Raw genomic sequence first — 20,851 nt, forward strand, 5'->3', positions numbered from 1 at the left:
CTCAACGGCGTAATTCAAACACCAGATTAAGTGATACCCCTAATAATAAAATACAATTCTAATTGTGGAGTGTGACTATGACCGCACGTGAAACTGTGGTTCCAGTTTTACTTGAAAAAGTTTACAAGCTGATTCAAGACAAACTTGACCTTGCTCATCGACCTCTCGTAACTCAACTTGCTCAACACTTGTTTAGTAACGTTTCTCACGACGATCTGACTCAGAGAAACGAATCCGATTTATATGGTGCTGTAGTTAGCTTATGGCACCACATCAACGAAAAGAAAGCCGACGAAATTTCGGTACGCGTTTTCAACCCGACGGTAAGTCGTCAAGGTTGGCAGTCTACTCACACTATCGTTGAGATAGTGGTACCAGACAGTCCGTTCCTCGTTGATTCTGTAAAAATGGCACTTACTCGCCTAGACCTTTCTTCTCACCTTATGTTGCACAACCCAACACAAATCTCTCGTTCTGATTCAGGAAGCGTAGTGGGTGTGAGCAGTGGCGAGGGTGTTTTCCAATCTCTATTCCATATTGAGGTTGACCGTTTGAGCAGCAAAGCTGAAATGACGGCACTGAAAACAGAGCTGCTAGACATTTTCACCGATACAAGCTTAGTGGTTAACGACTGGCTTAAAATGGTTGAAAAACTGAAAGAAGTAACAGACCAAGTTGAGCAGCAGAAAGACAGCATTCCAGTAGACGGCCAACGTTTCGATGAGACGTTGGCGTTTCTTCGTTGGTTAGGCGAACACAACTTTACATTCATGGGTTATAAGGAATATGACCTAGTTTCAGTTAATGGCGATACTGAGCTGCAACCGACCAAGGAGCAAGGTCTTGGTTTGTTTGCGAATTCAGATCGTGTACGTAACGTTAAGTTGTCTGAATTTTCTGACTCTGCACGTCTAGAAGCGAAAAAGCCATACGTACTTATCGTAACCAAGGGCAACACGGCTTCACGCATTCACCGCCCAGCTTACAATGATTACATCGGTATTAAGAAGTTCGATAAGAACGGTAAGGTTATTGGAGAGCATCGCTTTACTGGTCTTTACACCTCTGCGGTTTATAACCAAACCGTTGAAACCATCCCTCTAGTTCGTGAGAAAGTAGAGCGTATCTTAGACGCGAGTGGTTACCGTGAGGGTTCATACTCTTACAAAGCGCTGCACAACATTCTTGAAAACTACCCACGTGATGAACTGCTTCAAGCTCGAGAAGAAGAGTTACTTGAAGTAGGTACCGGTGTAGTACAAATGCAAGATCGTGATCTTCTACGTTTGTTTGTACGCAAAGACCCGTTTGGCCGTTTCTTTAGCTGTATGGTTTACGTAACAAAAGATCGTTACAACACAGAGCTTCGTCGCCAAACTCAGCGCATCTTGAAGCAATACTTTGGCTGTGAAGAAGAAGTTGAATTTACAACGTATTTCTCTGAAAGCCCTCTGGCAAGAACACACTATATTGTTCGTGTTGATAACAACAACATGGATGTGGACGTGAAAACAATCGAGCAAAATTTAATGGAAGTATCGTCTACGTGGGATGACCGCCTATCTGAATCAATCATTGCAAACTTCGGTGAGAGCAAAGGTCTTCCATTGTCGAAAGAGTACATGCGTGCATTCCCACGTTCGTACAAAGAAGACATGATGCCAGGTTCTGCTGTTGCAGATATTGAGCGCTTAGAAGCACTAAGTGAAGATAATAAACTTGGTATGCTTTTCTACCGTCCGCAGGAAGAAGCGGCAGACTCGAAAGCAGTACGCTTAAAACTGTTCTACCACAGTGCAGAGCCAATTCACCTTTCTGATGTAATGCCAATGCTTGAAAACTTTGGCTTGCGCGTTATTGGTGAATCACCATACGAAGTTCGTAAGACTAACGGTACTACTTATTGGATCTTAGATTTCTCTATGCTTCATAAGAGTGACCAAACGATTGATCTTCGTGAAGCTCGTGATCTTTTCCAACAAGCATTTGCAGCAATCTGGGCTGGTGAATTAGATAGCGATGGCTTTAACCGTTTGGTACTAGGTGCTGGTCTGTCTGGTCGTGAAATCTCGATTTTACGTGCTTATGCTCGTTACATGCGTCAAGTTGGCTTCCCATTCAGTCAACAATACATTGAAGACACCTTATCTCACTACCCAGATTTAGCTAAAGGTCTAGTAAGCTTATTTGGTAAGCGTTTTGACCCTAAACTGAAAGGCAGCGCGAAGGGGCAACAAGATCTGATTAAGAAGATCACTGAGCAGCTCGATCATGTAGACAGCTTGGATGATGATCGTATTATTCGTCGCTACATGGAGATGATCACTGCAACGCTTCGTACTAACTACTACCAAGTAGACAAGAACAAGCAAGCTAAACCTTGGTTGGCTCTGAAAATGAGACCAAGCGAGATTCCAGATATCCCGGCTCCAGTGCCTGCATTTGAGATCTTCGTATACGCACCAGATATTGAAGGTGTTCACCTACGTGGCGGTAAAGTGGCTCGTGGTGGTCTTCGTTGGTCTGACCGTCAAGAAGATTTCCGTACCGAGATTCTGGGCCTAGTTAAAGCACAACAAGTTAAGAACACTGTGATTGTACCTGTGGGTGCAAAAGGTGGTTTCGTTTGTAAACGTCAGCACACTATGTCTGGCCGTGACGAGATCTTTGCTGAAGGGCAACGTTGTTACAAGCGCTTCATCCGTGCACTACTAGACGTATCAGACAACATCATTGAAGGTGAGGTAATCCCACCTAAGAACGTGGTTCGTCATGATGAAGATGACCCGTATTTGGTTGTAGCAGCCGATAAAGGCACAGCAACGTTCTCAGACTTAGCGAACTCTGTATCTGAAGAGTACAACTTCTGGTTAGGTGATGCGTTTGCTTCGGGTGGCTCTAACGGTTACGACCACAAAGCAATGGGTATCACAGCAAAAGGTGGTTGGGAATCGGTTAAGCGTCACTTCCGTGAAATGGGCATTAACTGTCAGACCACAGACTTCACAGCTATCGGTGTTGGTGATATGGCGGGTGACGTATTTGGTAACGGTATGCTGCTATCTAAGCACATCCGTCTACAAGCGGCATTTAACCACATGCACATCTTCATTGATCCGAATCCAGATTCAGCATCAAGCTGGGTAGAGCGTGATCGTTTGTTCAATCTACCTCGCTCAAGCTGGGAAGATTACAATAAAGAACTGATTTCTCAGGGCGGTGGCATCTTCTCTCGTCGAGCGAAGTCTATCTCTCTAACACCTGAAATTCAGAAAATGCTGGGTACCAAGAAAGCATCAATGGCGCCAAATGATCTGATCAAAGCGATCTTGTCGATGGAAGTTGATCTACTGTGGAATGGTGGTATCGGTACTTACGTTAAGTCTTCAAGTGAAACTCACACTGATGTTGGCGACCGTGCTAACGACGTGTTGCGTATCAATGGCGGCGATTTGAAAGCAAAAGTTGTTGGTGAAGGCGGTAACTTGGGTATGACTCAATTGGGTCGTATTGAATATGCGCTTACCGGCGGTCGAGTGAACACAGACTTTGTTGATAACGTGGGTGGTGTTGACTGTTCAGATAACGAAGTGAACATTAAGATCTTCTTGAATGGCTTGGTGTCTAATGGCGATCTAACCGTTAAGCAACGTAACCAAGTTCTAGAGTCAATGGAAGATGAAGTTGGTGAGATTGTACTTGATGACGCTTACTGCCAAGCTGAGTCTATTTCGGTAACTGAACACCAAGGCGTGAGCTTAGTTAAAGAGCAAATCCGCTTCATTCACACAATGGAGAAAGCAGGGTATCTGGATCGTGGTTTGGAATACATCCCTGATGACGAAACTCTGCTAGAGCGTGAGAAGCAAGGTCAAGGCCTGACACGACCAGAGCTCTCTGTATTGATCGCTTACGGTAAGATGGTTCTGAAAGAAGACCTTGTGAGCGACGATATTGCGAATGATGAGTTCCATGCTCAACAATTGATGCAATACTTCCCAACTGAGTTACGCCGTAACTACTCTCAGCACATGGATAACCATCCACTGCGTGCAGAGATCATTGCTACTGCACTTGCTAACCAAATGGTTAACGAGATGGGTTGTAACTTCATCACTCGTCTGCAAGAAGAGACGGGCGCAAACATTGTCGATATTGCTAATGCTTACGCGGCATCACGTGAAATCTACGGTTTGGGTCAAGTGCTTAAGAGCATCCGTGAACTGGACAACATCGCTAGTTCAGAAGCTCAATATGAGTTGCTGTACCATGTACGTCGTACACTGCGCCGTTTGACTCGTTGGTTGCTAAGAAACCGTACTGGCAAGCAATCTGTGAAAGCACTGGTTGAACTTTACCAAGGCGATGTAGTGGCTATTACTGAGAAACTGGACGAAAACCTGGTTGCTTCAGAAGTAGAAGAACATCAAGCAATGGCGCAAGTATGGATTGATCAAGGCGTAACTGCAGAATTGGCGAATTCAGTAGCGCGTCTGTCTAGCTTGTACTCAGCACTGGATATATCCACAGTGGCCCGTGAAACGGGTAAAACAGTACAACAAGCGTCTAAGCTTTACTTCAATCTAGGCGACCGTTTGTCTCTGCACTGGTTCTTGAAGCAAATCAATGGTCAAGCAGTCGATAACAACTGGCAAGCATTGGCACGTGCTGCATTCAGAGAAGATCTAGATTGGCAACAACGCCAGCTAACGGGTCAGGTACTTAACTGTGGTTGTGGTTCAGATCTTGATGTGATTAAAGCGCTCGATGAGTGGATGGAAAGTAACTCTGTTTCGCTTCACCGTTGGGAAAGTATCCTGAACGAATTCAAAGTGGGTTCTGTTCATGAGTTTGCTAAGTTCTCAGTTGCGTTGCGTGAATTGATGCTACTGAATCTAAACTGCATGTCTAAAGACTAATGATTAGATAGACAGTAATAAAGGGCAGGCCATTTGGTCTGCCTTTTTCGTTTTGAGGTGCGATTGGTTTGGGCTTAGAAAGTGTCAGTCAATTCACTGTGGACTAAAATGATTCGTTGGAAAGTGAAGTAAAGGTGCTCGATATGCTAAATATACGATAACGTTTGCTTAATAAAGAAGCTCATTCGTTAGCAAACTCGATTATCTTACCCTTACAGACAGTAATAGATTGAATAGTTGGGGAAATAAGTAAATAATATCGCCCCGTTTACACGGGGCTTTTTTCTATCGGAGGCAAAATGCTTTACCGTCTAGCCAGAACTGGCTTTTTCCAACTTGATGCCGAAAAGGCACATGATCTCGCAATTCAAAACTTCAAGCGCTTTACTGGCACACCTATTGATCTTTTGTATCGCCAACAATTACCTCACCGACCTGTAGAGTGCATGGGGCTTACTTTCAAAAACCCAGTTGGCCTAGCGGCTGGCCTAGATAAGAACGGCGAATGTATTGATGCATTTGGCGCAATGGGTTTTGGCTTTGTAGAAGTAGGGACTGTTACTCCACGTCCACAAGCAGGTAACGATAAACCTCGTTTATTCCGTCTTGTTGAAGCTGAAGGTATCATCAACCGAATGGGTTTCAATAACCTAGGTGTAGATAACCTTGTTGAGAATGTTAAGAAGTCAAACTACGATGGCATTTTAGGCATCAACATCGGTAAAAACAAAGACACGCCAATTGAAAAGGGCGCAGAAGACTACTTGATCTGTATGGAGAAGGTATATCAATACGCGGGTTACATTGCGGTAAATATCTCTTCACCAAACACACCAGGGCTACGTTCTCTACAATACGGCGAAGCACTTGATGATTTGTTGTCTGAACTTAAAGCAAAACAAGCGGAACTAGAAGACAAGCATGGTAAGTATGTTCCTCTAGCTCTTAAGATTGCTCCGGATCTAAGTGATGATGAAATCAGCCAAATTTGCGAATCATTGATCAAAAATAAGATCGATGGTGTGATCGCAACAAACACGACTTTGGATCGTTCAATTGTCGAAGGCATGAAACACTGCGACGAAGCGGGTGGTCTAAGTGGACGTCCAGTTCAATCTCGTAGCACTGAAGTAGTTCGTAAACTTCACCAAGAGCTAGGTGATAAACTGCCGATCATCGGGGTAGGTGGCGTTGACTCTTATGTTGCTGCAAAAGAGAAAATGATGGCAGGTGCTCAGCTTGTTCAAGTTTACTCTGGTTTTATCTACAAGGGTCCACGCCTTGTAGCTGACATTGTCAAAAACCTGTAGTTTACAAACTATGGTCGTTATAGAACATCAATATCAGAAGTATCTATAAACTGACATCGTCTTACTAAAAGAGACACTGTAACTCGCTGAGTTGTAGAGAAAAGCGATAAGAAAGAGGAATTCATTTCCTCTTTTTTTTTGCCTATTGCTCAGTAAAATTACTGCAATTGAAGGTAATTTTGCGTTTTACCTAATGGAATGGTTCAACAGTGTGAGACGAAATGATGCTTAAACCTAGCGATACATGGAGTTGGTATTACGATGAGCAGCAATGTTCATTAATGCTAAACCTCGGAGAGGATATGATTTTCAAAACGAATCTGGTCCGCAATAAGCTGGTGGACTGCGCGTTTCGAGATAATGAATTCACCGTTGATGACGCATCCTCATACCAAACCTTCAAAGAACAAATTTCTGGCTTAGAGCTATCTGAGCCTCGCCAAGCAGAACTTGCGCTTTACTGCGTGGCTGCGAAGCGTTTCCACAAGCCTGTACAACCAAAGAGTTGGTTCTTCGCACCTCAAGGTGCAGGACATGAGTGTCCTCAGGAAGGGGATATTGTACAAATGAATAACGAGCATAGCCTTGGTTACTTCATCGTGTTAGAAGTGGGCGAGTGTGCGAGCTTATGTGCATTTGTAGACCTAGAAGAGTTCCTACTGACTCCTTCAAAGGGATTACGCTTTGGTGACTCGATCAAGGTGATGCACGATAGAATGCTTGATGCTAACGCGATTCTGCATCAATCTCATCATATTGCGATGGTTGGCTAACTCAAATTTAATACATCATTTCGGCCATACGTAGCAGCGAACATCCTCATCAAACCTTCCAAATAATCGGCTTAATAGCCGATTTTTTTGTGCCTAAAAAACCTCATCCTGATAAATGCATCACTCATAAACCATCAAAATAGTGAAGTTAAGACGATTTTTTTACGTTAATTTCACCTTGTCTACTTCCCCAAAAATGTAATTTACCCATATTTATTCCCTGTTTTTGTTCTTTTGTAGCTAAATTTCACCCTAATTTTTGGCTTGGTGTATACCAGTTTTGGTGTGAATATAAATTCACAAAGGCGAGTTGCTCGGAAATTGGGTGCTAAACGAGTGAGTTCGTTAGGTCTTATGTTTTAAGGGGATGTGGGTAAGCGATCGCTTCAGTACTGAGTGTTTGCTAGCCAGTTAGTCGAAAGATTCAATGAAAAGACGAGTTTAGAGTGATGCTCTGGTAACAAAATCAGGTATAATCGAACTCATTTTTATCAATAAAAGAACACTATGAATCAATATCTAGCGGTTACCTCAAACGGCCTTGAGAATTTATTAGTTGAAGAACTAACCCAACTAGGGATTACAAACGCAAAACCTGTTCAGGCAGGTGTTAAATTCAAAGCGACCAATGAGCAAATTTATCGTTGTTGTTTGTGGAGTCGTTTGGCTTCTCGATTTGTACGTGTCCTTTCTGAATTCACTTGTCAGGACGACATGGATTTGTACCTATCGACCACTGCGGTTAACTGGGTGAATCAATTCCATAGCTCTAAGCGTTTTGTGGTTGACTTTAATGGTACTAACCGCGAAATCCGCAACAGCCAATATGGCGCGATGAAAGTGAAAGACGCTATCGTCGATTGCTTCGAGAAGAAGTCGTTGCCTCGTCCTTCTATTAGCAAAGAAAACCCAGACGTTCGTATTCACGTTCGTTTACACCGTGACAAAGCGATTCTTGGCCTTGATATGGTCGGCAGCGGTCTTCACCAGCGTGGTTACCGTCCTGAATCAGGTCGCGCACCGTTGCGTGAAACTCTTGCTGCAGCGATTCTTCTTCGTAGTGGTTGGGACGCAACAAAACCTTTCTTAGACCCGATGTGTGGTTCAGGTACGCTTGTGATTGAAGCGGCAATGATGGCTGCGAACATGGCCCCGGGTGTTAAGCGTCAGAAATGGTGTTTCGAAGCTCTAGAAGATTTTCAACCAGAGCTATGGGCTGAAGTTAAGTCAGAAGCGAATGTTCAAGGTCGCCGTGGTGTGAAGAAAGTAGAGTGTAAGTTCTACGGCTATGACAACGATGAGCGAATGATCAAGACTGCACGTGACAATGCGCGTCGTGCCGGTGTTGAAGATTTAATTCAATTTGAAGTAGGCGATGCTGCACTTGTTAAGCGTCCTGCTGAATTCGACAATGGCGTGGTTGTATCAAACCCACCTTATGGTGAGCGTCTAGGTACTGAACCTGGCTTGATTGCACTATACACGGCATTTGGCGCGCAGCTAAAAGCTGAGTTTGGTGGTTGTAACGCATCTATCTTCTCTAGCTCAGACGAGCTTCTAAGCTGCTTGCGTATGCGTGCAGACAAACAGTTCAAATTGAATAACGGTGCGTTACCGTGTCACCAAAAGAACTACTCAATCTCCGATCGTCCTATGTCAGAGCGCCCAACAGAGCAACAAGAGCAGCAGATTGCACCTGATTTCTCGAACCGTCTCAAGAAGAACATCGGCAAAATTGGCAAGTGGGCTAAGAAAGAGCAACTAGATTGTTACCGTATCTATGATGCAGACTTACCAGAATACAATGTAGCGATTGACGTATACCCAGGTCACCTTGTGATTCAAGAATACGCTGCGCCTAAAGATGTACCGGAGGAGAAAGCAAAACGTCGTCTAACCGATATCATCCGTGCTTCTATTCAAGTGACTGGTGTTGAAGCCAATAACGTTGTGTTGAAAGTTCGTCAGAAGCAAAAAGGCCGCTCTCAATACCAGAAGCTTTCTCAAGATTCGTCGAACCTAGAAGTAAACGAGTACGGTGTTAAGCTGATTGTTAACCTTCACGACTACCTAGATACAGGTTTATTCCTCGATCATAAGATTACTCGTCGTCGTATCGGTGAAATGGCTGCAGGTAAGGATTTCCTAAACCTGTTTGCTTATACAGGTAGTGCATCTGTACATGCTGCTGTGGGTGGCGCACGCTCTACAACTACTGTTGATATGTCTAATACCTACCTAGAGTGGGCGAAAGAGAACATGGATCTTAACGGCCGTGTAGGTCGTCAGCATCAATTTGTTCAAGCTGATTGTTTACAGTGGTTGGCTAAAGAGCAAGGGTCGTATGATCTGATCTTCATTGATCCACCAACGTTCTCAAACTCAAAGCGTATGGATCAATCTTTCGATGTTCAACGTGATCATATCCAATTGATGGAGAACCTAAAGCGTCTGCTTCGTGAAGAAGGTACGATTGTTTTCTCTAACAATAAACGTCACTTCAAAATGGATTTAGAAGCATTAGAAGAGCTAGGCCTTAAAGCTCAGAACATCTCTGCTAAGACATTGCCTCTAGATTTCTCTCGTAATAAGCATATTCATAACTGCTGGTTGATTACACATAAGTAATCAAGAGATTGTATAAGGATATATAGTGCTGACTCTATACAGTACAGAAGGGTGCCATCTATGTGAGATGGCATTCCAACTCACGGAACAGTTAAACATTAGCCATCATGTCAATGTTATTGATATTGCATTCGATGATGAGCTCTTTTCCCGTTACGGGGTCACTATTCCGGTACTCAAATTTGAAAGCTCTGACGGTTCTCAACACTCAGAGCTTAACTGGCCATTTGGCTTGTTAGAACTTAATGATTGGTTAAAGAAGAATGGCATTACTTACAATTCATAATGGGCAGTTAGCTTTTGGCGATCACCCATTATTAGACCGTGCAGACTTCGCACTGCAAGAAAATGAGCGTGTTTGTTTAGTAGGGCGCAATGGTGCCGGTAAGTCTACGTTGATGAAAGTGCTTTCTGGCAGCATCATCATGGACGACGGCAAGATGCAAATCACGCAAGATGTGGTTGTGTCTCGCTTGGAACAAGATCCACCACGTAACGAAGAAGGCACAGTATATGATTATGTGGCTGGTGGCCTTGCTGAGATTGGCGAGCAGCTAAAGATCTATCATGATCTTCTGGATCTGATCGCAACCGACCCTAGTGAAAAGAATCTAAACCGCCTTACTCGCGTACAAGAACAGTTGGATCACGCTAATGCATGGCGTTTTGAAGACCGTGTAACTAATGTTCTGGGCGCTCTAAAGCTGACTGCGGAAACTAAACTGACAGACCTGTCTGGTGGTTGGCAACGTAAAGCAGCTCTTGCCCGTGCGCTTGTGTGTGACCCTGACGTGCTTCTACTAGACGAACCGACTAACCACTTGGATGTTGCTACTATTGAATGGTTAGAAGGCTTCCTGAAAGACTTCCGCGGCTCAATCATCTTTATTTCACACGACCGTGCATTCATTAAATCGATGGCAACACGTATCGTAGATCTTGATCGCGGTAAGCTGAGTTCTTTCCCTGGTGACTACGAAAATTATCTAGTTGAGAAAGAAGAAGCGCTTCGTGTTGAAGAAATGCAGAACGCTGAATTCGATAAAAAGCTCGCTCAGGAAGAAGTATGGATTCGTCAGGGCATCAAAGCCCGTCGTACTCGTAACGAAGGTCGTGTACGTGCGCTTAAAAAGCTACGTGAAGAGCGTTTGAATCGTCGCGAAGTGCAGGGTAAAGCGGTTATCCAAATCGATGATGCACAGCGCTCAGGTAAGATTGTATTTGAAGCTGAGAACATTAACTTTGGCTTCGAAGGCAAACAGATCGTTAAAGACTTCAGCTTCAACATCATGCGTGGCGATCGTATTGCACTGATTGGTCCGAATGGTTGTGGTAAGAGTACTGTTCTTAAGTTGCTTCTTGACCAGCTAAAACCTGATTCAGGTCGTCTACATTGCGGTACGAAACTTGAGGTGGCTTATTTTGACCAATACCGTGAAATCCTTGACCCAGAGAAGTCGGTTATCGATAACCTAGCGGATGGTAAGCAAGAAGTAACAGTAGGTGGCCGTGAGCGTCATGCGCTAAGCTACTTACAAGATTTCTTATTCTCACCTAAACGTGCTCGTACTCCTGTTAAAGCGTTGTCTGGTGGTGAGAAAAACCGTCTGTTGTTAGCTCGTATTTTCCTTAAATCGAACAACTTGCTGATTCTCGATGAGCCAACCAACGATCTAGATATCGAAACTTTGGAACTTTTAGAAGATTTGCTTGCCAACTATCAGGGTACGCTTCTTTTAGTAAGCCACGATCGTCAGTTTGTTGATAATACAGTGATGACAAGTTGGATCTTCGAAGGCAACGGCGTGATTGAAGAATTTGTTGGTGGCTACCACGATGCTCAACAACAAAGAAAGCAGGCGCTTGAATACCGACAGGTTGAAAAGCCATCAAAGCCAACGAAAGTAGTTGAGGAAACTCCCAAAACTGCACCAGTTAAAGCTAAACCTAAGAAGTTATCGTATAAGCTACAGCGAGAGCTAGAAGCGTTACCACAACGTTTAGAAGAATTGGAAACACAAATTGAAGCTCTTCAGGAAGAAGTTAATGATCCAAGCTTCTTTTCGAAATCTGTAGAGCAGACACAGCCAGTTTTAGATAAGCTAACTGCGACAGAGCAGGAGCTTGAAGTTGCATTTGAGCGCTGGGAAGAGCTCGAGGCACTACAACAGGAAAGTTAAGAAGTAATAATGACTTGTACTAAATTTAAATTAACAACAGTTGCAGCTCTAGTTTTGGCTGCAACTAATGCAAACGCTGCGCTGTATAAGGTAGTTGAAGTAACGCCTTCTATTACCGGTGCGTCTGAAATCTTTGGCGTAGCGATCCAGCCTGGGAGTGCTACCGACGGAACGAATGACCTTGCACTAGGATGTTTTGACTCAGCGGCAACAAACTGTGTTGACAATACATTCAAACTCGCTGGTGAAACTCGCAATACGGTTGAAGCGGTAAGCTATCGCGAAGAAGTGCCGTTCGCTATGGATGCTCCGTTCCAATACATTCAAGAAAGGGACGACTTTAAAAACTACTGTTACCGAGAGCTTAGATACTCAACTTGTGACAGCTGGGCTGAAAAGCGTTGGGCAACTTGGAGTAAGGAAAAAAATGACTTGAGTTACGTAAATGCCAAAGCCTTTGTTGAAGGTGGCGCTACGTTTGAGAGCCGTAACACAGTTATTAACTCTCTAGATAATACAGCTCAACCACTAGGTGTTAAATCTGAAGGTGGTATCCGTAATAATGCATTGTTTACAACGACAAGTGGACCTACTGGTACTTCTGAAACGCGTGCATGGAAAGCAATTACCGCAAGTAACGGTTCTGTTTACAATATAGGTAGTGTGTCTGAAAAAGGTCCTGGTACTGATACTTCAGATACGACGTTTAGCTCAAAAGCTGCAATTTGGGATGGTACGACGACTAAGAAAATCGATTGGATTCGTAGCGGTAATGCTCAACAAGGTGATTACTTTGCTCAAGGTAGCATGCGTTCAATTGTTGAATCAAACTCTGTTTTTTATGGTGTTGGTTATAATACTGCCGATGGTAATGGCGACCGACAAGACATGAATGCTAGTGTCTTTGTGAGTGATTCGTTAGATCTAACGAGTGCGACATGGACGACTAAGCAAGTTAGTGGTGCAGAAGTTAAGTCAGGCTCGTCTAACGACGATGCGAGATACAGCAACTCTGTGTTGACTGATATAAACAATAACTTGTTTGCAGTTGGCTATGCTAAGCGTAATGGTTATGTGCCTGAGAACGGCAGTGCGGGCAATAAGATCTTTGTTGTTAAAAATGCTGCAAATACCGGAACTGATCTTAAAGCTGACTTTTTGACTGGTGGCATTTTCTTTAGTAGCTCAAGTGGTGAAGCTAAAGCAGTTAATAACTACAACGAATTTGTAGGCCAAATTGACGCGGAAACGACTCGAGAAGTTGACGGTAGTGAACGTAGACATCGTGGTTTTATTTATCCGTATCAAGCAAATGGCACTGACGCATCAAGAATTGCGCTGTTTGATAACAAAGCTTGGTGGCTAGATGATCTAACCAATGATGGTAATGCCTCTGGTGAAAACAACAAGTTTAGAATCATCGACGCAACCGACATCAATGATGCTGGTGTAATTTCAGCGACTGCGATTAAGTGTACTGTTGGTGGAACAGCTCAGCCGTATGATTCAACGTCTCACAACTCATACTGTGGTGGCGCGTCATCTAATGCAGTAGAAGAGGTGGTAGCGGTTAAGCTTGTACCTATTGCTGGTGCAACCAAAGCTGATATTCAAGCTCGTAGTGCCGACTCAGAGAAAGTCGATCGTCAAGGTGGTAGCCTAGGCTGGTTAACTTTGACTGTGCTTGGTCTGTTAGGGTTCCGTAAAAAATTTAAATAATTTTTTCTCTTGCGCCCGAGTTCACAATTCTGAACTCGGGCTTTTTTTCGCCTTGAGAAAATTGAGAAATTGGTCAAGTCTTAAACTTGGAGTCACAAAAACTCCGCAAAGTTGTAATCATTGTATGTTAGTAAATCGAAATACCCGTATGAGGACTGCACTATGAAGAGACAAAAGCGTGATCGACTAGAACGAGCACAATCTCAAGGCTATAAAGCTGGTTTAAACGGTAGGTCACAAGAAGCTTGCCCATACAGCCAAATGGATTCTCGGTCTTATTGGTTAGGTGGCTGGCGAGATGCCAGAGATGACAAACAAGCAGGTCTCTACAAGTAGATAGAGCGCAACGAATTCAGGTCAGGGCTCCATTGTTTTAAATACAATGGGGCCTTGTTAGTTTTTAAGGGGAGGTAAAGTTTACAAACGGCAAAGAGCAATGTTTCTATGATATTCACGCTCCATCCATTGCTGGTGGATTTGGCATTTCTTCCCTTAAAGCAATCTTTAATGCACTATAACTAAATGTTTTGGAGTCAAAAATAAAGCAGCCATTGGCTGCTTTATTCGAATCTAACTATCTGATTAGAATGCTGACGTATCTTGGAAAAGGCCTACTTTCAAATCTTTAGCAACATAGATCTCTTTGCCATCAACAAGCACACGACCGTCTGCAAGGCCCATAACTAGACGACGGTTAACAACGCGCTTCATATGGATCTCGTAAGTTACTTTTTTCGCGGTAGGTAGGATTTGACCTGTGAATTTAACCTCACCAACACCTAGAGCACGGCCTTTACCTTCGCCGCCAACCCAACCAAGGTAGAAACCAACCAGCTGCCACATAGCGTCTAGACCTAGACAACCAGGCATTACTGGGTCACCAGGGAAGTGACAACCAAAGAACCATAGGTCAGGAGTAATATCGAGCTCAGCAAGAACCAAACCTTTACCGAAATCACCTTCAGTCTCAGACATTTTAGTGATGCGGTCCATCATCAACATGTTTGGTGCTGGTAGTTGAGGACCTTGTGGCCATAGTTCGCCTTGGCTTGAAGCTAGAAGCTCTTCGCGAGTGTAAGAATCACGTTTGTTTTGCATTATCAATTACTCCGATTTTTGATAGGTGCATATTAGTGAACAGGTGTACGCTAAACAAGTCCGATCAGTACTAGACAAACCAGTTTTTGATGCGTCCCACAATTCCCATTGGGTGCTCATGTCTTTCAAAGTTTTCAATACGTTCCGCGATTTTGCTAAGAACGCTTTCTTCTTCATCGTCTCTAAATGGTTTGTTCATAATTAGAGGAATAGCTTCGTCTACATTTGACACAGACCAGATGTGAAATTCTTCGTTTTTTATGCTTTCGATAAGGTCTGGTTTAAGAGCAAGATGCCTTAAATTTGATCTCGGAAGAATAACGCCTTGCTTGCCAGTGAGTCCTTGGTGTTTACAAACATGGTAGAAGCCTTCGATTTTCTCATTAAGACCACCAACGGCTTGTACACGGCCAAACTGGTCGACAGCGCCTGTTACAGCAATCTGTTGGTCGATAGGGTATTCAGATAGCGCACTGACTAGAGAACACAGCTCTGCAAGAGAAGCGCTGTCGCCATCAACTTCACAATACGACTGTTCAAACACGACAGATGCAGCGTATGGTAATGGGTCTTCAAGGTTTAATGCGCTGCTAACAAATGCTTGCATGATCATCATGCCTTTCGCATGTAGGTTACCGCCAAGCTCTGCTTTACGTTCAACATCGGAAATGTCGCCATCACCAAAGTGAATTACGCATGAAATACGTGCTGGTTCACCATAAGAGATTGGGTGTCCTGGAACGTCGATGACGGTGAGGCCATTTACTTGGCCAACTTGTTCACCTTCGGTTTCAATGATGACCTGGCCATCGCGAATGTCATCTAGAGCGCGCTCTGGAAGATATGATTCTCGATTGTATTTGTGTTGTTGAGCTTGTTGGACATGGTGGATATCAATCTCACCGTTGTTGGCTTCAACCAGTGCTTCGCTTAGCAACGCGTTGTGCCAAATTGGACACAGTGGAATGTAACTTTGATCTTCCGTTTCTCGTGCGCCTGCGGTCAAAATCGCTGTTAACGCGTTTTGTGTAATGTTTGGTAGATCATAACGTTGCACAAGCCACTTAAGGTAGCCAAGGTATTGAATCAAAGTTTCTTCAGATAGCTTAATGTCTTGTTCAATTTCACTGAAAAGACAAAAACCAGTTTGAATATCGCTATCTAAGTAATCAAGATCACCAAGTTGCGATCGGTCTCCAACGACAATCAATTTAATATTATATGTAAGAGGAAGCGTTGGTGATTGATTCAAGTGCTCAGGGTTACTGCTGATTGGCTCCACAGCTTCACCAAGCAGTGCTGACTTTAATAGCAACCAGCTTCCTGGATTAGCAAGAATCAAGTTGGCTGACACAATCAGATACCCATTGTTCGCTCTAGCGAGTAAACCGGGTTTCGTAGCAACAACTTTGCCATCACGTGATTGAACTTGATCAAACAGAGACGTTGCGTTCAAAGATTCGGTTTTGATAACCGGCTTTGTATCGTCATCTAATTCAGCAACTAAAGATTCAACGATCATTTGGCGATAGATCGAGTTGTCCGGGGAATTCACCAATAATACACGTGAAAGGTTAGATAAACGGACAAAGCGAGTTAACGCATCTCTGAATCGGTGTTGAATAACTGAGAATGGGAGAGGCGAGATGTCATGGAATTGCTCTAATTGAGCGTTATATTCGTCGTACTGAGGCGTAACATGTCGCCAATCTACTTGAGTCATTTAGGTTTCTGATTAGGATAATAAGGTAGGGAGTATATAGAAAAACTGATCTCGCTTGTAGCTCTATATCGACACGATCAATCACGGGGCGAATATAAGTATGATCTTGGTCTATTCTTTCAAGACAATAATTGTTAAATAGCCCATTTTGGGTTACGCTGTCACTAGGATTAACACGCGAGATTAGACATGAAATATCAGCAACTTGAAAACTTGGAATGTGGTTGGAAATGGAACTATCTGGTCAAAAAATGGAAAGAAGGCGAATCGATCACCTGCCATATTGATTCAAGTGAAGCTGAGGTTGCAATACAAGCGTTGTTAAAGCTTGAGCATCAACCAACTGGTGTACTTGAGTGGATATCTGACAACATGTCTCCAGAGCTCGATAACAAGCTTAAGCAGGCAATCAGAGCGAAGCGCAAACGCCACTTTAACGCTGAGCAAGTTCACACCAAAAAGAAATCAATCGATCTCGATTACCGCGTGTGGGAAAAGCTATCTCAAAGAGCGAATGAGTTGGGATGTACCTTGTCTGACGCCATTGAATACCTGGTAAGTGAAGCATCTCGCAGCGAGCAGGCGAGTAAGACGGTAACAAGCCTTAAAGAAGATTTAAGCAAGCTCCTCTCTGACGATAAATAACCATCAACATTAATTAATGGTGACCTTCATGATGTATGTAATCTTAATCGGTGCAGTATTGATATTTTGGCTGGTTGCTGTCGATAGGCCCGTGCTAAAAATAAAATTCAATGATGGGGCTATTGAGCAAGTCAAAGGTCATCTACCACCGAGTTTTAAACATAACCTTCAAGAAATTGGCCATAATAATGCGTTTAAAGGTGAGCTGAAGGTGTATGCGAAACGCTCTGGTTACAATCTGAAGTTCACTAAGGATGTGCCTAAAAGTGTTCAACAGAGGATTCGTAATGTGTTCCCGCATAACGGCTTTAAATCGAAAGGCTCAAAGAAAGCGTAATCTCTGATAATTACGTGTTGTCTAATACAACACCATACTAAGTTAGTCCTAAACAACTCTCCATTATCTGCATACTGTTTTCAATTTGTACGAATAGAGAACAGTATGAGATATCTAGTATTTTTATTGTGTTTTTTGCCATCATTTGCGATTTCAGACGATTCTCTGATTAATCCAGTCGCAAAAAAGATTAAAACCAGCGTTCTGAAAGGTCTCAACAATAGCAACATTGAGCTAGAAGGGTATTGTGACCTTATGATTGAGATGAGGCATGGCAAAGGCTATGCACGAATCAAAAAGGTTAGAACATCTGGAGATAGCAAAATTTGCAAAGAGGCTAAAAAGCACTTGCCCACGCGTAAAAAGTTTAAGTACAGCTTTCCCGAGAAATATATTCGCCTCCACATATCAGAATAATCAACCCCTGATGCACTATAACTAAATATCTATAATTTTAATGAAACAATTTCGTGAACCAATCTCTAATTTCTATTAATATTTAGCTCACTTATAAAGTAGGCATATGCTGCCAAAAAGAAGATTAGGGCAAAGGAAAGTCTCGGTTGTTGCTAGCAAATAAAAATTACACCCCAGAAGTCATAGAGATCTCTAGAAAAGTTTCAATTAACGTTGAGACTCGTTTTACTAAGTGGTTGATGTCTGAAAAGTATAAACTTGACCAGTCCACGGTCGATACGCTACTTAGCTTAGAAAATAGATACTGCGAGAGCGTCATCTTTAATGAGGCAGACCGAATCTCACATAACCAACGTATTCTTTTGCGTTGTGAACAAGATAGAGTTAATGCTAAACGTGAGAAGGTAGCGGCTAAACAACAAACACTGCGTTACGTTATTGACGATGTGAGTGATGCGGCTTCAGCGCTAATGTTAGAGAAGCTTCAAGGTACATTGATAAGCTCTCTGTTCACACAACTGCCTGATTACAATCAGTTTGCAAGCGTCGCGTATTCTCCATCTTTAAACTTTTCCAAGTTACACAAAATTTCATCGGAGAGTCGGGGACTTAGCTCTAGTCTTGTTGAATTTGTCTCCAATCGTGAGTTTACAGAGAAGTACGGTAAGAAATCGAAAATCATATTCGACCCTAAAGTTGCAGCAAGGCAAATTGGTATAGAGAACTGTCGGTTGTTGTTCCCGTTACTAATGAGCCAACAGTTAATCAAGTGGAACGACGTCAATATCAAGCATATTGTGCCAAAGGTTTGGCAACACTTGGTGGTGACTTCGAATGCTACGCGTATAAGACTACAAGAAACGTCCGTGAAAGATCCGAACGTTGGCATCCTTCTTGGGGTTTTGAGAGTATTACCTTTATTCTTGATTTGTAACCACTTTTCTTCAACTTTCGAAGATGCCTTGGTGAAAACTATGCTCGGTTATCGAGATGCTAGTGACAGGCATGAAGAATATTACGCGTGTGCTGAAGTCATCCCAAATACTCAGTTTCTGGAGTCTATGGTAGAGCAACTTGAGTTAAAACTGCTTCAGAAGCTCGTTGAATTCATTGATTGGAGTCCTGGCAACCAGTTTATAAAGAGAGCGCTGTTAGAGGAAGTGAACGATGTTCCAGTGTTAGAAAGAACCCTCTACGGAGCAGCATTGGCTCAAGGAAGAAAGTTCTCAATTTTTGAAGCACTGAGCAATAGTGACTTCTTTAATATTAAGCACAGACCTTATTGGTTCTCGAATGTTCAAATGTCAGCAACGACAATTGAGCAAATGCAGAATAGGGTACCCGGTAAAATTACCGATAAGATGTAATAAAAAGAGCCACAACTGATGTGGCTCTTTTTATTTAAGTTGCACTGTCACTTTTGTTTATAATCACAATCCGAGGAATTATCATAGGTATATATTAGCAAACGACTTCAAAGGTGAATGAGTCCTGTTTGGCTATTGCTTGTTTGACTGGAATACCCAAGCGTTGGCATGTCATTAACAGTTTTAACTTTCTATCTGCTGGAGCGTGCTCTGAGAGAATGACTGAAGTCAGGCATTGCTTGTTGAGAAACAGTTTATTGCCGACGAGCTCTTCATTAGGTAGTACCCAGCGATATTCTCGTTCATAGCGCCAATTAGAATGCTTCACTTTAAAGAGTTCGGTACCTAAGCGTAATGGCGGTAAATTCTCTAACAAGGGTAAACAGATATTGTTTGGATGGTCTTCATATTGGACCTCGAAGCAGTTTAGGTTTGCGTCACCCTCATAAAAGTTAAGGTCATATTCAATACACATACCTTTGAAGTTATCACCATACTGAGACCACAGTATTGGGTGGTCGCTGGACTGTGAGAAACACATCACCTTAAAATCATTTTGAAGGCATTGGCTGAAGATGTGGTTAGAATCAAAAGGGTTATTAAAGGATTTAGCGTAATCAAACCACAACGAACACTCGGATATAGATTGTATGTTTCTATCGTGGAGCGATCTGAACTTATAAAGTTTAGGCAACATATCAAACACCTAGTTTACAACATTTTCTGATGTTAACACTTTAATTGGTAATGCAACTCTGAATGCACAGCATTTGATTGCTTAATCACCTTATTTTTAATTATAACTGTTTGATAGATCAAAATTTAAACACGAAATAGTGGCCTGTTTAGGTGGTTTATTTTGCCATACATCGGCCCTTAAGATTTCTAGGGCTATGTTAAATAAGATACAACGTAACGTTTGAGTTTATTAAGTCGGCTTTAACCGGTAGTAAAGCCTGCTTTGAAGAGCAGGCTTTACTCAAATGGGCTAATATCGGTTATTTGAAGGGATTAAAACTTATAGCGAGCTCCAACGTAGGCGGTCTGCGATGAAATATCGACACTATCGATCTCAACGCGTGCATTTCGGTAGCCAAGGTGAATGTCGATATTATCTGAAACTATTGCACCAAGCTCAGCACCAACTTGGTATGCTGCTTCAGATTTAGACACAGATGATCCCAAAGCTTTGACCTCCATATCCATAGTTCCGATACCAGCCAACAACAGGGACACGCACAAATCTAATACGTCGCCTTCAACAATGAATTTCGGCTTTACATTGACGAAGAAAGCCTGACCTTCGATATCCATTGTCTCGTTATAAGTTACTTTGCCAAGTTTGCGATATTCGGCTTCCAGCCCCAATTTAACAACGTCATGTGTATTGAATTCGAAGCCTCCAACTAGGTTATAGCTGAGGTCAGACAGGTCTGACGAATCCTCAATTGAACGACCAAGATATTCTGATTCGGTTTCATTATACAAGCCGACATCCGCTGGCCAAGCTCTTTTGAGTTCTCTTTGTCACTAGCAAGCGCGTACGAGTTCATCGCGAAAATAGAGAATAGTGATAGGGCGACCATAATGCTTTTCATATAAAACCTTTTATATAGTAAGTTATTGATTTCCCGCAAATGCTATCAAACAAAAGACGTATTAGTTAATACGAAACCTGTCTAAATATCTGATTTTAAAAGCTTGTAAATAATAGAAGTATCAACATCTCAGTTGT

General features: G+C 42.8%; 15 protein-coding genes and 1 pseudogene. 12 read left to right on the top strand and 4 right to left on the bottom strand.

The features are described from left to right. Positions 1–77: 77 nt before the first annotated feature. From BTO10_RS13610 to rmf, 8 genes are all read left to right on the top strand, one after another. A complete protein-coding gene (locus tag BTO10_RS13610; RefSeq protein WP_105024864.1) occupies positions 78–4,919 on the top strand; it encodes an NAD-glutamate dehydrogenase in 4,842 nt (1,613 codons plus the stop codon). Positions 4,920–5,218: 299 nt separating this feature from the next. Further along, on the top strand, positions 5,219–6,229 hold the full coding sequence (pyrD, locus tag BTO10_RS13615) for a quinone-dependent dihydroorotate dehydrogenase (RefSeq protein WP_105024865.1): 1,011 nt from the start codon (positions 5,219–5,221) through the stop codon (positions 6,227–6,229). 221 nt (positions 6,230–6,450) lie between these two features. Further along, positions 6,451–7,002: a cell division protein ZapC gene (locus BTO10_RS13620; protein WP_105024866.1), complete on the top strand. Its 552-nt coding sequence runs from the start codon at positions 6,451–6,453 to the stop codon at positions 7,000–7,002. Between the two features lie 507 nt (positions 7,003–7,509). Continuing rightward, positions 7,510–9,630, top strand: a complete 2,121-nt coding sequence (rlmKL, locus tag BTO10_RS13625; RefSeq protein WP_105024867.1) for a bifunctional 23S rRNA (guanine(2069)-N(7))-methyltransferase RlmK/23S rRNA (guanine(2445)-N(2))-methyltransferase RlmL — start codon at positions 7,510–7,512, stop codon at positions 9,628–9,630. A gap of 25 nt (positions 9,631–9,655) precedes the next feature. After that, positions 9,656–9,916, top strand: a complete 261-nt coding sequence (locus BTO10_RS13630) for a glutaredoxin family protein (protein WP_105024868.1) — start codon at positions 9,656–9,658, stop codon at positions 9,914–9,916. Further along, entirely contained in the window at positions 9,894–11,810 is a 1,917-nt protein-coding gene (locus BTO10_RS13635) for an ABC transporter ATP-binding protein (RefSeq protein WP_105024869.1), read from the top strand. The genes BTO10_RS13630 and BTO10_RS13635 overlap by 23 nt, the downstream gene beginning before the upstream one ends. 9 nt (positions 11,811–11,819) lie before the next feature. Further along, entirely contained in the window at positions 11,820–13,529 is a 1,710-nt protein-coding gene (locus BTO10_RS13640) for a DUF3466 family protein (RefSeq protein WP_105024870.1), read from the top strand. A gap of 162 nt (positions 13,530–13,691) precedes the next feature. Next, positions 13,692–13,865, top strand: coding sequence for a ribosome modulation factor (gene rmf / locus BTO10_RS13645; RefSeq protein ID WP_004742306.1), 174 nt, complete (start codon positions 13,692–13,694; stop codon positions 13,863–13,865). 246 nt (positions 13,866–14,111) lie between these two features. Here rmf and fabA read toward each other — a convergent pair whose 3' ends face one another. After that, positions 14,112–14,627: a bifunctional 3-hydroxydecanoyl-ACP dehydratase/trans-2-decenoyl-ACP isomerase gene (fabA, locus tag BTO10_RS13650; protein ID WP_105024871.1), complete on the bottom strand. Its 516-nt coding sequence runs from the start codon at positions 14,625–14,627 to the stop codon at positions 14,112–14,114. A 70-nt stretch (positions 14,628–14,697) separates the two neighbouring features. Beyond that, the gene (locus tag BTO10_RS13655) at positions 14,698–16,350 is read right to left on the bottom strand and encodes an AAA family ATPase (RefSeq protein ID WP_105024872.1); all 1,653 of its coding nucleotides are present in this window, start codon (positions 16,348–16,350) and stop codon (positions 14,698–14,700) included. Between the two features lie 189 nt (positions 16,351–16,539). On the opposite strand from BTO10_RS13655, the gene matP reads away from it, so the two are divergent. The 4 genes from matP to BTO10_RS13675 all read left to right on the top strand — a co-directional run bounded on the left by matP (position 16,540) and on the right by BTO10_RS13675 (position 19,116). Beyond that, the gene (gene matP / locus BTO10_RS13660; RefSeq protein ID WP_004742303.1) at positions 16,540–16,995 is read left to right on the top strand and encodes a macrodomain Ter protein MatP; all 456 of its coding nucleotides are present in this window, start codon (positions 16,540–16,542) and stop codon (positions 16,993–16,995) included. A gap of 28 nt (positions 16,996–17,023) precedes the next feature. Then, a complete protein-coding gene (locus BTO10_RS13665; RefSeq protein ID WP_004742302.1) occupies positions 17,024–17,332 on the top strand; it encodes a DUF3634 family protein in 309 nt (102 codons plus the stop codon). 105 nt (positions 17,333–17,437) lie between these two features. After that, positions 17,438–17,749 (top strand): hypothetical protein, encoded by a 312-nt coding sequence (locus tag BTO10_RS13670; protein WP_105024873.1) that lies wholly within the window; start codon positions 17,438–17,440, stop codon positions 17,747–17,749. A gap of 146 nt (positions 17,750–17,895) precedes the next feature. Beyond that, entirely contained in the window at positions 17,896–19,116 is a 1,221-nt protein-coding gene (locus tag BTO10_RS13675; RefSeq protein ID WP_004742300.1) for a hypothetical protein, read from the top strand. A gap of 94 nt (positions 19,117–19,210) precedes the next feature. Here the strand turns inward: BTO10_RS13675 and BTO10_RS13680 are convergent, their stop codons facing one another. Both BTO10_RS13680 and BTO10_RS13685 read right to left on the bottom strand, forming a co-directional pair. After that, the gene (locus tag BTO10_RS13680) at positions 19,211–19,813 is read right to left on the bottom strand and encodes a DUF2971 domain-containing protein (protein WP_004742299.1); all 603 of its coding nucleotides are present in this window, start codon (positions 19,811–19,813) and stop codon (positions 19,211–19,213) included. A gap of 314 nt (positions 19,814–20,127) precedes the next feature. After that, positions 20,128–20,714 (bottom strand): annotated as a pseudogene (locus tag BTO10_RS13685) (outer membrane beta-barrel protein). Between the last annotated feature and the right edge of the window lie 137 nt (positions 20,715–20,851).

Source organism: Vibrio chagasii (assembly GCF_002954585.1).
In the GTDB taxonomy this organism is placed as follows: domain Bacteria; phylum Pseudomonadota; class Gammaproteobacteria; order Enterobacterales; family Vibrionaceae; genus Vibrio; species Vibrio chagasii_A.

Excerpts from the sequence above, each read along its gene's own strand:
- rlmKL (WP_105024867.1), top strand. The coding sequence starts at position 7,510 with ATGAATCAATATCTAGCGGTTACCTCAAACGGCCTTGAGAATTTATTA.
- rmf (WP_004742306.1), top strand. The coding sequence starts at position 13,692 with ATGAAGAGACAAAAGCGTGATCGACTAGAACGAGCACAATCTCAAGGC.
- BTO10_RS13655 (WP_105024872.1), bottom strand. The coding sequence starts at position 16,350 with ATGACTCAAGTAGATTGGCGACATGTTACGCCTCAGTACGACGAATAT.
- fabA (WP_105024871.1), bottom strand. The coding sequence starts at position 14,627 with ATGCAAAACAAACGTGATTCTTACACTCGCGAAGAGCTTCTAGCTTCA.
- BTO10_RS13620 (WP_105024866.1), top strand. The coding sequence starts at position 6,451 with ATGATGCTTAAACCTAGCGATACATGGAGTTGGTATTACGATGAGCAG.
- matP (WP_004742303.1), top strand. The coding sequence starts at position 16,540 with ATGAAATATCAGCAACTTGAAAACTTGGAATGTGGTTGGAAATGGAAC.
- BTO10_RS13640 (WP_105024870.1), top strand. The coding sequence starts at position 11,820 with ATGACTTGTACTAAATTTAAATTAACAACAGTTGCAGCTCTAGTTTTG.
- BTO10_RS13610 (WP_105024864.1), top strand. The coding sequence starts at position 78 with ATGACCGCACGTGAAACTGTGGTTCCAGTTTTACTTGAAAAAGTTTAC.
- pyrD (WP_105024865.1), top strand. The coding sequence starts at position 5,219 with ATGCTTTACCGTCTAGCCAGAACTGGCTTTTTCCAACTTGATGCCGAA.
- BTO10_RS13635 (WP_105024869.1), top strand. The coding sequence starts at position 9,894 with ATGGCATTACTTACAATTCATAATGGGCAGTTAGCTTTTGGCGATCAC.
- BTO10_RS13670 (WP_105024873.1), top strand. The coding sequence starts at position 17,438 with ATGAGATATCTAGTATTTTTATTGTGTTTTTTGCCATCATTTGCGATT.
- BTO10_RS13680 (WP_004742299.1), bottom strand. The coding sequence starts at position 19,813 with ATGTTGCCTAAACTTTATAAGTTCAGATCGCTCCACGATAGAAACATA.
- BTO10_RS13665 (WP_004742302.1), top strand. The coding sequence starts at position 17,024 with ATGATGTATGTAATCTTAATCGGTGCAGTATTGATATTTTGGCTGGTT.